Genomic DNA, 11,342 nt, shown 5'->3' on the forward strand with positions numbered 1-11,342 from the left:
GCTGGACGGCGGGGGTGCGGGCGGGCGGCTGTGCCGCCTGCGGCGCCGGGACGTTCTGGCTGATGAGCTGCTGCGGGATCATGACCACCACGCCGGTTCCGCCACGGGAGGACGGGCGGAAGGAGACGATCAGCCCGTGCTTGCGGGCCAGGCAGCCGACGACCGCCAGCCCGAGCCGCGAACCGGACAGCGTCGTGAAGTCCAGCGGCTCGGCGGAGACGGCGCGTTCCGCGCGGGCCAGCGCGGCCGGGCTCATCACCAGGCCGCAGTCCTCGATCGTGATCACGATCCCGGCGCTGACCTCCTCGACGTATACGTGCACCTCTTCGGTGGGCGGGGAGAAGCTGGTGGCGTTGTCCATCAGCTCGGCCAGGGCGTGCATGACGCCCTCGGCCGCGTGGCCCGAGATCGCGAACGTGCTGGCCGAGTGCACCCGGACCCGCTGGTAGGCGCTGATCCTGCCGATCGCCCCGCGCAGGATGCTCTCCATCACGATCGGCTTGGTCCAGCGCCGGCCCGAACGCGCCCCGGTGAGCACGGCGATGCTGTCGGCCAGCCGGCCGGCCTGCGCGGTCGTGTGGTCCAGCTTCAGCAGGTCGCCGAGGGTGATCCGGTCGTGCGTGTCCTCCATCTTGCGCAGGTCGGCCAGCATGCTGGTGGCCAGCGCCTGCACCCGGCCGGCGGCGCTGGCGCACGCGGCGGTGGTGGCGGCCCGCTTGCGCTCTTCCCTGCTCACCTCGTTGACGAAGGTGTGCAGGATCTGCCGCTGGGCCTTGCCGGCCGGCCTCGGGGTCGCCATGAGCACGGACTCCGCCGAGGCTCCCTTGCGGATCAGCTCCACCGTTCCCGGCATGGTCTCCACGGCCAGCCGGGAGAGCTCCTCGTCGTTGGCCGCGAGCCGGCCGCGCAGCCGCCGGTTCTCCTGCCTGCCGTACGCCGCGAGCGTGACCGCGCCGCACACCAGGACGGCCGCGGCGCCGAGGGCCCAGGCCAGGAACACCTGGGTCGTCGCCGGGGCGGTGAGCACGGCCGTCAGCGCGGCTGCCCCGGTGACGACGACCGCGGTCGCCAGTACGACCAGGGGTTCGTCCAGCCGTGGGCCTGCCGCGCGGTGGCGAGTACGTACCGGTACTGACATCAAAAGGCTTCCTCGTCGGCGAGTCGATCACAGTCACCGCGAACGCGACGCGACGGGACCGAACGCGCAGCGACGGCCCTGTTTCGGCCGATCTCACATGATCGCGGAGCGAGTAACACCGGATCTTACGACATTTACTCACTGCGGTCACCTTGTTGCGAAATGTTCTCGCGGGTGCGGCCGGACGGCGTTTCCCGGATGTCGACACGTTGATCAACTGTCCAGTACGGTGCCACTTCCCACCCCCTCAAAGCAGAACCGGGAGTCGCTCTCAATGGCAGGTTCACTTCTTGACGGCAGAACAGCGCTGATCACGGGCGCCGGGTCGGGCATCGGAGCCGCGACGGCATCGGTGTTCGCCAGGCACGGCGCCAAGGTGGTGGTCGCCGACATCAACGAGGAAGGCGGCCGGCGCACGGTCGCCGAAGTGCGGGCCGAGGGTGGCGAGGCCGCATTCACGTGGGTGGACGTCCGGCGGGGCGACGCGGTCAAGGCCATGGTCGATTTCACGGTCGAGCGGTTCGGGCGCCTGGACTGCGCGGTCAACAACGCCGGGGTGGACACCGCGGGCGACGGCCGCTTCCACGAGGTGAGCGAGGAGTCCTGGGACACTTCGTTCGAGGTCAACCTCAAGGGCGTCTGGTGGTGCATGAAGCACGAGCTCGCCCAGATGCTGGAGCAGGGCTCGGGCACGATCGTCAACGTGGCCTCGGTGGCGGGTCTCGTCGGCATCGAGGCGCCCCTCGTCTCGCCGTACATCGCCGCGAAGCACGGCGTGGTGGGGCTGACCAAGGCGGCCGCCCTGGAATACGCCACCTCGGGCATCCGGGTCAACGCCATCTGCCCGGGGGCCGTGCGCACGCAGATGGTGGACGACCTGATCCAGCAGGGGATCATGACGCTGGAGCAGACGGCGGCCTACCACCCGATCGGGCGCTACGCGCTCCCGGCGGAGATCGGTGAGGCGATCGCCTGGCTCAGCTCCGACGCCTCGTCCTTCGTGACCGGCCTGCCGATGGCCGTCGACGGAGCCATGACGGCCCGCTGACCGCCGCCGGGCCGGAACGCCCGCGGCGAGAGCGGGAGCGGCAGGCGCGCGGCATGCGTCAGGGCACGCCCCACTTCCTGGCGAGCTCGGAATAGGAGCCGTCCCGCTTCAGCGCGGCCAGGGCCTGGTCGACGGCGGCCACGAGGCCGGGGTCGGCCTTGCTGAAACCGATGCCGAGCGGCTGCGGCGCGTCGGGGACCTGGGCCACGATCCGAAGGCCGGGAGCCTTCCGCGCGAGCCAGGCGGCCACGGGGAAGACCTTCATCACCGCGGTGATCCGGCCGGCGCCGAGGTCGCGCATGGCGTCCTCGATGCGGTCGAGGGATAGACCCCCACCTTGCCGATCTCGCCTTCGGCCCGCATCCGCAACGCGACGTCATAGTCGGTGGTCGCCGCCTGTACCCCGACCGAGGCGCCCTTCAGATCGCCGATGCCGCGGATCGCCGGGTTCCTCCGGGCGTCGGTGACGAGGCTCAGCGTCGTGGTCAGGTAAGGAGCGGACCAGGAGAGGATCTTCTCGCGGGCCGGTGTGATGGTGATGCCGCCCACGATGCAGTCGTAGCGGCCCTCCTGCGTCTCGCGAAGGATCCGCTCCCAGCGCGTGCCGACGAACTCGGGCCTGCGGCCCAGCCGGGCGGCGATCTCCTTCATCAGGTCGATCTCGAATCCGGCCTCGGCCCCGCCGGAGATGAACTCGAACGGCGGGTTGTCGAAATAGGTGCCGATGCGCAGCACCATGGGCGGCGAGGGCGCGGCGTGAAACAGGGGAGCGCAGGACACGAGCCCCAGCAACGCCAGCCCGACCGCGTATGCCCGCGGGTTCATGGCGCCACCTGCCTGCCTCGGAACGGTGTGGTGAAGCCGTCGCCGGAGGTGCGGCGCAGCCGCGCCAGGCCGGCGCGCCCGTGCGCGTTCAGTGATTGCTTCGTGGCAACAGGTTATCTCCGCAGGTGGGTGTCGCGATGGGCGGCCCTGTGGCGGGCGAGTTCGCCCTAGGAGAGCGAGGGCTCCTCGCCGGTTGGCGTCCCCCTCAGCGGGATGCCACGGAGGCTGAGCAGCACGAGCAGGGCGCAGCCCCCGGTGAGGGCGATGTCGGCGATGTTGCCGACGAACAGGCCGCCGTAGTCGATGAAGTCGACGACATGTCCCTGGGCGAAGGCGGGCGGGCGGAAGAGGCGGTCGAGCAGGTGGGTGGTGGCGCCGCCCAGCAGCGCGCCGAGCACGACGGCCCAGCCGGGCGAGCGCAACCCGCGGTTGGCGTACAGGAGGCCGGCGACCGCGACGGCGGCGGCGAGGGTGAACACCCACGTCATCCCCTCGCCGATCGAGAACGCGGCACCGGGGTTGAACACCAGCCGCAGCTGGATCAGCCCCGGGATCACCGCGATGCGCTCGCCGTCCGAGAGCGCCGAGATCGCCCAGAGCTTGGCGGCCTGGTCGGCGAGCAGCACCGCGGCGGCCAGCACGAGCGTCCACCCACCTGGCCGCAGGCCTCGTCTCGTCCCCTGCGAACCGCGTCCGACCGACACTCGTGCCCCGCAATCTGCGAATTTTTCAGCAAATCTAGCGAACCTGGGCCAGGCCCGTCATGCCCCGGGCGGGAAATCCGGCTGGGCGATCAGGCGCAGGTCGTGCCTCCCTTGTCTAGGCGCCGGTGAGCGCGGCCGGCGCGCACGGATCGGCCGCGCCCGCCCGTACGACGCCGTCCTGGACGGTGGTGCGGCCGGACCCGATGGTGTAGTCGGCGCCGTGGTTGTTGTCCCACGAGCCCGAGCCGTTGTTGAAGGTCACCTGGAACGTGGTCGCGGTGCCGAGGTCGACCGTCTTCTTCTTCCAGCCCGTGCAGGCGGCGTCCATGACGATCCCGGGCACGGCGGTCCAGGCTCCGTTGATGCCGTAGTGGATGTAGGCCGGGTTCCACCCCGTCCGGTAGAAGACCGTCGCCTGGTTGCCGGTCGGCGTGGGGGAGGGCGAGGCGGACGCGCCGGCGCGGACGGCGATCGCGCTCTTGGCCGGGACGGTGACGGTGGCCGTGCCGCCCGCGGCCACGGTCACCGAGCCGCTGCCCGCCACGTTCTGGTACGTCCCGGCGGCCAGGCCCGTGGTGAACGTGCGCGTCACGGCGGTGCCGCCGTTGTTGATCGCGACCCAGCCCTTGTCGCCCCGGCTGAAGGCGATCAGGTTGCCGCCGTCGTCGGCCCAGTTGGCGACCGAGGTGCCCGCCACCGCGTTGTGGAAGCCCACCATGCCGGTCATCTGCCGGTCGAAGCAGGTCCACCTGCCGTTGGCGCAGTCGGTGTCGGTGACGTACCCGCCGCCGGACGAGGGCGGGCCGGCCTCGCTGTCGCTCCAGGTGAAGCCCGCGTACACGCTCGGCGTGCCGTACGGCCAGGCCAGCATGAAGACGTTGGCCAGCCGGTAGGCGTCGCCGCTCTTGTAGCTGAGCGTCGAGCCGTTGCGCTCGGTGTCGTGGTTGTCGATGAACACCACGGCCTTGTCACTGGCCACCGACAGGCCCCAGCTCTGGCCGAAGCTCTGCAGGTACCTGATCTGGCCGGTGAACTGCTCGCGCAGCTTGCGGCCGTAGACGAACTCCTGCACGTCACCGATCCCGGTGTACTGGCTCGGCTGCACCGCCTCGCCCGCGCCGTAGATGACCTCCTGGTCGAAGTACGGCGAGCCGGGCAGCTTGGCCTTGATCGCGGCCAGGTCGGCGGGGCTGATGTGCTTGGCCGCGTCGATGCGGAAGCCGTCGACGCCAAGGCTGATCAGCTTGCTCAGGTACGCGGCGATCTTGGTGCGGACGGCGTCCGAGCCGGTGTCGAGGTCCGACAGCCCGACGAGCTCGCAGCCCTGCACGTTGGCGGCGTCGCCGTAGTTCGTGATCGAGCAGGTGGGCCGGTGGAAGTCGGTGGCCGAGTAGAGGCCGGGGTAGTCGTACTTGCCGAAGGTGTAGCCGCCGTAGCTGGTGCTGCCCTGGCCGGTCATGTGGTTGATGACCGCGTCCACGTGCACCTTGACGCCGGCCGCGTGGCAGGCGCGGACCATGCTCTCGAACGCGGCCTGGTCGCCGAACTTGCTGGTCAGCTCGTAGCGGGCGGGCTGGTAGACGTCCCACCAGACCGAGCCGCCCTTGGTCATCGAGTCCTCGGGCGGCGACACCTGCACCGCGCCGTACCCGGCGGGGCCGAGGACGTCGGTGCACTCCGTGGCCACCGACCGCCAGTTCCAGTTCCACAGGTTGGCGATCACGCCGACGCCGGTCGCGGCGTCGGCGGAGGTGCCGGTGAGCGCGGGGACCGTGATGGCGGCGCTCGCCAGCAGGCTTAACGCGGCCGTAATGATGGATTTGTACGGTTTCATGAGCAGGGGTCTCCAGGATGAGTGACGGGATCCCGTGGGACGGGCCGGGTGAGCCACCACCTGGCCCGTTCGTCTGTGCGGGGGCCTGTGCCGGGAGTCGGGGGTGCCGGGAGCTCGCGCGGCCTCGGCATGGTGAGCGCGTCGTCGATCGGGCGGCGTCGCCCGAGGGCGGTGCCCGTGGCCGTCGGCACCCCATGGGGGCCTCCATGGTGACGTTTCCGGGGTTGCCCCGGAAGCTACTGACTGGCGGCCCGATCTGCAATAGCTTGCAGCAATTTTCAGAAAGAATTGCAGGCGGACGCGAGCTCGACGAGGAGGAATGAACCGGCCTCTACCGTCGCCACGACCGTTACATGGTCACAGACGCTCGCATCGGAGATCCGCGCGTAGTCGCGGACGGCGGCGAACTCGGCCTCCAGGCAGCCGGACAAGAAGCCCAAGACGGTCAGCCGCGTCGGGTACTGGCTCGTCTCGTCGAGCGCGGGCGGCGGGCCGCTCATGACCGCGCCCGGCCTTCCTCCCAGGCGGCGACGGCCCAGAGGGCCGCGCCGCCCAGCACGGCTGACGCGAACGCGCCCTCGGCCTGCCCGAACGGGACGGCCGCCAGCCAGCCGGCGCCGAACGCGGCCGCCGGGACCAGCCGGCGCAGCACCCGCTCGGCGATCGTCCCGCCGGGCACGGCGCTGACCCCGCCCCGGCGCACCACCACCCCGTGCACGCACAGGAACGCCACCACGGCCACCACGCCCGCGATCAGGTAGGAGGCCTGATGGTTCCACGGGCCCTGCAGCAGGATCAGCGCCGTCGCGAAGAGCAGCCCGCGGGCCGGGGCGTACCAGGGCGGAGCCGGCGGCCGGGCCCTGGCCGCGTCGCGCGCATCGCCGGTCTGCCGCGGGGCCTCACGCGCGGCGGAGACGTCGTGGTCGGTCATCGGGCCGCCCTCTCGATCGCGAAAGTACTTCCCACTCGACATCTACTTTTGCCATCCAAAAGTAGATGAGCCGACGGAAGCGATCACTTTCGGGGGACGGAAGGCGGGCGGCCCGTTCGGCGACGACCGGCCGCTAGGCGCAGGTCTTGGTCTCCGGGGCGCAGAACTTGACCTCGGGATAGGACGCGGACGGCTTGTCCAGCAGCGGCTGGGGCTTCTTGCGTAGGTGCAGGTCGAAGAAGGAGGCGACGTACCGGCGGGTGATCTTCATGGCGCGTTCGCCGGGTATGTCGGCGCCGTCCTCGATGCCGAGCTGGTCGACCAGCACGCCGAGGTCGGTGAAGGACGTGTGCTCCGCCCCGGTCACCAGCAGCCAGCGCTTCCACCCGGTCAGCAGCTTCCAGTCACGCTCCCAGGTCGCGGCCGCGTCGCCCTGTCCCGGGGTGTAGGTGGCGGGCTTGCCCAGGAACAGGAACGGCCGCGCCAGCCCGGCCTCCGGGATCTCGACCTCCGTGGTGCCGTCGATGTCGATGCCGGCGCGGATGCGGGAGTCCGCGAGCAGCGCGGCGACGGCGCTCGCCCCTCCTGCGGAGTGGCCGGCCATCGCGATCCTGGACCGGTCGATCAGACCGGCGTGCTTCCACTTCGGCTGCGACCCGGTCAGCTCGTCGAGCACGAAGGAGACGTCGGCCGCCCGGCTCTTCGCGAGCGTCGCCCACCACGCCGGGTTCTTCTTGATCTCGCACGTGACGCAGGTGGTGACCCGCCCGTCGGGGAAGGTGGTCGCGACGTTCTCGTAGGTGTGGTCGATCGCGACGACCGCGTAGCCGCGGCTGGCGAGGTCCTCGCCCAGCGCCGTGAGCTCCGAGCGGGGCTTGCTGTGGCCGGGGGAGAGCACGACGAGGGGCAGGGAGCGCTTGCGGCCGGCCGGCTTGGCGTCGAGGAAGGCATGGGTACGCGTCTTGCTCAGGATGTCGGCCGGCACGCTGGTGATCTCGCCGTCCTTGAGGAGCAGCTCCGACTCCTTGGGCGTCATGTACGGCGCCCGCTTCCGGCCCGGCGCCTTCGCCGGATACCACAGGGAGACCATCAGCTCCCTGGCCTTCACCGAGGGAACCCAGGGGTCGGGGCGCGAGGTGTCCTTGAGATACAAGGACGTGGTGCCGACCGCCTGGGGCCCGGTCGGCTCCGGCAGGTACGGCACGGCCGCCCCGGCCGCCGAGCCTGCCGCCGCGCGGGATTGCGCGGCAGCCGGTACGGCGCAGACGGCGAGGGTGAGCAGGCCGGTCACGACCGCCAGGCCACGACGCACGATCACTCGATGCATGAGGGGTTTCCTTGTTCCTTTTCAGGTCAGCCGGTGGCGGGTCCACCGGAGGCAGAGCCAGGTCAGCAAAGCGGTGAGGAGGAGGAAGATCGCCGTCTCGATCCACTGCAGAGCCCAGAAGCGGCCGGCCGGCTGGTAGGTCACCTGCTGCCGGTAGCCCTGGGCGGCCAGCTTCGTGAAGCACTCCTCGCGGACCGTGGGGTGGAACGCCGGCTCCGCTCCCGGCCGGATCGTCAGCTCCCGTTGCGGCTGGAACATGCAGCCGGCCAGCCAGGAGGGCGGGCGGGTGACGTGCCCCGAGGCGTCGAGGGTCTCGTTGGCCAGCACCCACGCGCCGCGCGGCCCGGCCACGGCCAGGTCGGCCAGGTCGCCCGAGTCGTCGACCCCGAGCTTCGAGACGTTCGCCACCGTGATCGTGACCGTCTCCTGGGCCGCGGGGAGCACGTACGGGCGTACCGCGAAGGGCAGGGCCGCCTGGACGGCGGCATACACGACGAGGGTGGCGGCCATGGCCGGGACGGTGCGGCGCAGCAGGATCCCGGCGGCGACGCCGAGGACGAACGCGAAGGCGGCGTAGCCGACGGGCACGACCCCGCGCGCGCCGAACACCAGCGGCGAGAGCCGGGCGGCGAAGGACGCGGCGTCGGACGCCGCGCCAGGCGCGGTCAGGTCGACGAGGATGACGGCGGGCCGGCCGGCGGCGTCGACGGGACCGGCCCACCAGGTCACCGCGAGGCTGAGCAGCCCCGACGCGGCGACGGCGGCCAGGCCGGTGACGGCGAGTTTCACGGCCAGCCACCGGGTGCGGGTGACGCCCTGGTTCCACACCAGGCGATGGGTGCCGGTCTCCAGCTCTCGGGTGACCAGCGGGGCGCCCCAGAAGACGCCGATCAGCGCGGGCAGGCCGTACCCGGCGGCGAGGCAGGCGTCGTACAGGGTGTCGTCCGCGGTGGTCATCGGCCCGGCGGAGCCGAGCAGCGGCCGGCCGGCGAGCACGAGAAGGGCGGCGAGCACGGCGAGGAGGGCGAACACGGTCACGGCCTGGACGCGGAACTGCCGCCAGGTCAGCCAGATCATCGGAGCAGCTCCAAGGAGGGGCGGAGGCCGGCGGCGGGCCGGGCCAGGTACGCCAGGACGAGGTCTTCCAGGCCGATCGCGCCGACCGTCCAGGCCGGATCGAGGATCGGCCCCTCGGTCCGGACGACCAGCGTGGACTGCCGATCGGTGTGGCTGGCGGAGATGACCTCCTGGTCGGCGGGCAGCGAGGTCTCGTCGCGGCGCGGCCCGGTCAGGCGGTGGTGGGTGGCCAGGAGCTCGTCGACCTCTCCGGTCAGCCGTACCTGCGCGGCGACCAGCACGATGAGGTGGTCGCAGACGCGCTCGAGATCGGCGATCAGGTGGGAGGCCAGGACGACGCTGAGCCCGTGTTCGACGACGGTCTCCATGAGGTCGCGCAGGAACTCCCGCCGGGCGAGCGGGTCGAGGGCCGCGACCGGCTCGTCGAGGAGGAGCAGCTCGGGCCGCTTGGCGATGGCCAGCGTCAGGGCGAGCTGGGCGCGCTGCCCGCCGGACAGCTTTCCGGCCCGCCGGTCCGGGTCCAGGCCGAGGCGCTCGATCCGGTGCCGGGCCAGGGCGTCGTCCCAGCCCGCGTTGAGCCGGGCGCCGAGGCGCAGGTGCTCGGCGACGGTCAGCCCGGCGTACACGGGGGTGTCCTGGGCGACGAAGCCGACCTTCGCCAGCTGCTCCGCGCCGCTGCCGGGGACCCCGCCGCACACCTCGATCGTGCCGGACGTCGGTGCCAGCATCCCGGCGGCCAGGTTCAGCAGCGTCGACTTGCCGGCGCCGTTGGGGCCGACCAGCCCCGTCACGTGCCCGGCCGGGACGTCCAGCGTGCAGCCGGTCAGCACCCAGTCCCGGTGGTACTTCTTGCCAAGCCCCTGGGCCCGCAGAACCGAGGTCAAGCTATGTCCTCTTCTGCGGCGGCCCGAAAGGTGGTCATGAACAGCGCCTCGATGCTCTCGTCGTCGAGCCCAGCCAGGCGGGCCTTGCGCAGCCAGCGCCGCAGGTCCTGCCGCAACGGGCCGAGCGCGGACACGGACGCGCCGGTCAGCGTCGCCGTGACGAACGTGCCGACCCCGGGGCGGGCGGCGACGAGCCCGGAGTGCTCGAGCTCCCGGTAGGCCTTGAGCACGGTGTTGGGGTTGATCGCCAGCCCGGCCACCACGTCCTTCACCTTAGGGAGCTGGTCGCCCTCCGCCAGCAGGCCCAGCCGCAGCGCGTGCCGCACCTGCTGGACGAGCTGCTGGTACGGCGACAGACCTGACCTGCTGTCCAAGTGGAACTCGATCACCGACACTCCTCCATTTATCTATCTAGATAGCACTATAGAGGAATGCCCGAGCAGGCGGCAACGCGGGCCGTTGTACCTACTAGTATGTAAGATGCTGTCATGGACACGAGGGAACGTCTCATCGAGAGCACGCGCGAGCTGTTGTGGGAGCGCGGTTACGTGGGCACGAGCCCCAAGGCGATCCAGGCGCGCTCCGGGGCGGGCCAGGGCAGTATGTATCACCACTTCCACGGCAAACCCGACCTGGCGCTCGCCGCGATCAGCCGCAGTGCCGAGGAGCTGAGGGACCGGGCGGAGGCCGCGTTCACGAGCTCCGGCACCGTGTCCGAGCGGGTCGCCGCCTACCTGCGGCGGGAGCGGGAGGCGCTGAAAGGCTGCCCGGTCGGCCGCCTCACCCAGGACCCCGACGTGATGGCCGACCCGGACCTGCGCGCGCCGATCGAGGAGACCTTCGCCTGGCTCACCGGACGCCTGGCCGGGCTGCTCGCGGAGGGTCGTACGAGCGGGGAGCTCCACGCCGGGCTCGACCCCGCGGCCACGGCCACCGCGCTGGTGGCGGTGCTGCAGGGCGGCTACGTGCTGGCCCGCGCGGCCGGCTCGGCCGAGGTGTACGCCCAGGCCGTGGACGGCGCCCTCGGCCTGCTCGCCTGCCACGCCCGCCAGGAGCCGTCCCGGCCCGCATGACGATGATCACGGCCGGCGTGGCGACGCCCAGCCGGCCAGCCGCTTCCGATAGGAGAATCATGCCTTTCGTCCGCATCGACGCGTTGCGCGCCGGCCCCGACCGGCTCGACGCGCTCGGCCGGGCCGTCCACGACGCCCTGGTCGAGACCATCGGCATCCCGCCCGACGACCGCTTCCAGGTTCTGACCGGCCACGACGGCACCCGCAGCACGTTGCGTTACGACGGCTTCCCCGGCGTGCCGCGCGACGACGGCCTCGTGTACGTCGCGATCACGATGCGCTCGGGCCGCACGCCCGCGCAGAAGCAGGCCCTCTACCGGCGGATCGCGGAGCTGGCCCGCGACTACGCGGGGACCGAGCCGCGGAACGTGTTCGTCACCCTGACCGAGAACGAGCCGATCGACTGGTCGTTCGCCGACGGGGTGGCCCATTACGCCATCGCCGCGGCGCCTGATCGAATCGTTCGGTGATGCATGGCCGCGATCCGGCGCCGCGCCTCCG

The 11,342-nt window shown here is 71.5% G+C and carries 14 protein-coding genes; 3 read left to right on the forward strand and 11 right to left on the reverse strand.

Annotation, left to right across the window (positions count from 1 at the left end; genetic code table 11):
- The coding region (locus ETD85_RS09840; RefSeq protein WP_138689321.1) for an ATP-binding protein at positions 1–1,138 on the reverse strand (1,138 nt) is incomplete at its 3' end.
- A 274-nt stretch (positions 1,139–1,412) separates the two neighbouring features.
- On the opposite strand from ETD85_RS09840, the gene ETD85_RS09845 reads away from it, so the two are divergent.
- Positions 1,413–2,186 (forward strand): glucose 1-dehydrogenase, encoded by a 774-nt coding sequence (locus ETD85_RS09845; RefSeq protein WP_138689322.1) that lies wholly within the window; start codon positions 1,413–1,415, stop codon positions 2,184–2,186.
- Positions 2,187–2,244: 58 nt separating this feature from the next.
- On the opposite strand, the gene ETD85_RS66735 is transcribed toward ETD85_RS09845, so the two are convergent.
- From ETD85_RS66735 to ETD85_RS09895, 10 genes are all read right to left on the reverse strand, one after another.
- A complete protein-coding gene (locus tag ETD85_RS66735) occupies positions 2,245–2,487 on the reverse strand; it encodes a transporter substrate-binding domain-containing protein (protein ID WP_138689323.1) in 243 nt (80 codons plus the stop codon).
- Positions 2,451–3,011: a substrate-binding periplasmic protein gene (locus tag ETD85_RS66740; protein ID WP_138689324.1), complete on the reverse strand. Its 561-nt coding sequence runs from the start codon at positions 3,009–3,011 to the stop codon at positions 2,451–2,453. The genes ETD85_RS66735 and ETD85_RS66740 overlap by 37 nt, the downstream gene beginning before the upstream one ends.
- 167 nt (positions 3,012–3,178) lie before the next feature.
- A complete protein-coding gene (locus ETD85_RS09860; protein WP_206058211.1) occupies positions 3,179–3,652 on the reverse strand; it encodes a signal peptidase II in 474 nt (157 codons plus the stop codon).
- Between the two features lie 178 nt (positions 3,653–3,830).
- Positions 3,831–5,549: a carbohydrate binding domain-containing protein gene (locus tag ETD85_RS09865; protein ID WP_138689325.1), complete on the reverse strand. Its 1,719-nt coding sequence runs from the start codon at positions 5,547–5,549 to the stop codon at positions 3,831–3,833.
- 278 nt (positions 5,550–5,827) lie between these two features.
- Complete coding sequence (locus ETD85_RS09870; protein ID WP_206058212.1) at positions 5,828–6,049, reverse strand: hypothetical protein; 222 nt, start codon at positions 6,047–6,049, stop codon at positions 5,828–5,830.
- Positions 6,046–6,480, reverse strand: a complete 435-nt coding sequence (locus tag ETD85_RS09875; protein ID WP_138689326.1) for a hypothetical protein — start codon at positions 6,478–6,480, stop codon at positions 6,046–6,048. Before ETD85_RS09875 ends, ETD85_RS09870 begins: the two co-directional genes overlap by 4 nt.
- 133 nt (positions 6,481–6,613) lie before the next feature.
- Complete coding sequence (locus tag ETD85_RS09880; RefSeq protein ID WP_138689327.1) at positions 6,614–7,807, reverse strand: alpha/beta hydrolase family protein; 1,194 nt, start codon at positions 7,805–7,807, stop codon at positions 6,614–6,616.
- 21 nt (positions 7,808–7,828) lie between these two features.
- Complete coding sequence (locus ETD85_RS09885; RefSeq protein ID WP_138689328.1) at positions 7,829–8,884, reverse strand: transporter; 1,056 nt, start codon at positions 8,882–8,884, stop codon at positions 7,829–7,831.
- Positions 8,881–9,768, reverse strand: a complete 888-nt coding sequence (locus ETD85_RS09890; RefSeq protein ID WP_138689329.1) for an ABC transporter ATP-binding protein — start codon at positions 9,766–9,768, stop codon at positions 8,881–8,883. The genes ETD85_RS09885 and ETD85_RS09890 overlap by 4 nt, the downstream gene beginning before the upstream one ends.
- A complete protein-coding gene (locus tag ETD85_RS09895; RefSeq protein ID WP_138689330.1) occupies positions 9,765–10,157 on the reverse strand; it encodes a GntR family transcriptional regulator in 393 nt (130 codons plus the stop codon). The genes ETD85_RS09890 and ETD85_RS09895 overlap by 4 nt, the downstream gene beginning before the upstream one ends.
- Before the next feature lie 99 nt (positions 10,158–10,256).
- Here ETD85_RS09895 and ETD85_RS09900 point away from each other — a divergent pair, with 99 nt between their 5' ends.
- Both ETD85_RS09900 and ETD85_RS09905 read left to right on the forward strand, forming a co-directional pair.
- Positions 10,257–10,841, forward strand: a complete 585-nt coding sequence (locus tag ETD85_RS09900; RefSeq protein WP_138689331.1) for a TetR/AcrR family transcriptional regulator — start codon at positions 10,257–10,259, stop codon at positions 10,839–10,841.
- A gap of 59 nt (positions 10,842–10,900) precedes the next feature.
- Positions 10,901–11,311: a tautomerase family protein gene (locus tag ETD85_RS09905; RefSeq protein ID WP_138689332.1), complete on the forward strand. Its 411-nt coding sequence runs from the start codon at positions 10,901–10,903 to the stop codon at positions 11,309–11,311.
- Positions 11,312–11,342 lie beyond the last annotated feature (31 nt).

This window comes from Nonomuraea zeae, from assembly GCF_005889725.1.
Classification (GTDB): Bacteria; Actinomycetota; Actinomycetes; order Streptosporangiales; family Streptosporangiaceae; genus Nonomuraea; species Nonomuraea zeae.

Coding starts and splice junctions, on each gene's coding strand:
- ETD85_RS66735 (WP_138689323.1), bottom strand. CDS start 2,487: ATGCGCGACCTCGGCGCCGGCCGGATCACCGCGGTGATGAAGGTCTTC.
- ETD85_RS09865 (WP_138689325.1), bottom strand. CDS start 5,549: ATGAAACCGTACAAATCCATCATTACGGCCGCGTTAAGCCTGCTGGCG.
- ETD85_RS09885 (WP_138689328.1), bottom strand. CDS start 8,884: ATGATCTGGCTGACCTGGCGGCAGTTCCGCGTCCAGGCCGTGACCGTG.
- ETD85_RS09900 (WP_138689331.1), top strand. CDS start 10,257: ATGGACACGAGGGAACGTCTCATCGAGAGCACGCGCGAGCTGTTGTGG.
- ETD85_RS09875 (WP_138689326.1), bottom strand. CDS start 6,480: ATGACCGACCACGACGTCTCCGCCGCGCGTGAGGCCCCGCGGCAGACC.
- ETD85_RS66740 (WP_138689324.1), bottom strand. CDS start 3,011: ATGAACCCGCGGGCATACGCGGTCGGGCTGGCGTTGCTGGGGCTCGTG.
- ETD85_RS09845 (WP_138689322.1), top strand. CDS start 1,413: ATGGCAGGTTCACTTCTTGACGGCAGAACAGCGCTGATCACGGGCGCC.
- ETD85_RS09905 (WP_138689332.1), top strand. CDS start 10,901: ATGCCTTTCGTCCGCATCGACGCGTTGCGCGCCGGCCCCGACCGGCTC.
- ETD85_RS09880 (WP_138689327.1), bottom strand. CDS start 7,807: ATGCATCGAGTGATCGTGCGTCGTGGCCTGGCGGTCGTGACCGGCCTG.
- ETD85_RS09870 (WP_206058212.1), bottom strand. CDS start 6,049: ATGAGCGGCCCGCCGCCCGCGCTCGACGAGACGAGCCAGTACCCGACG.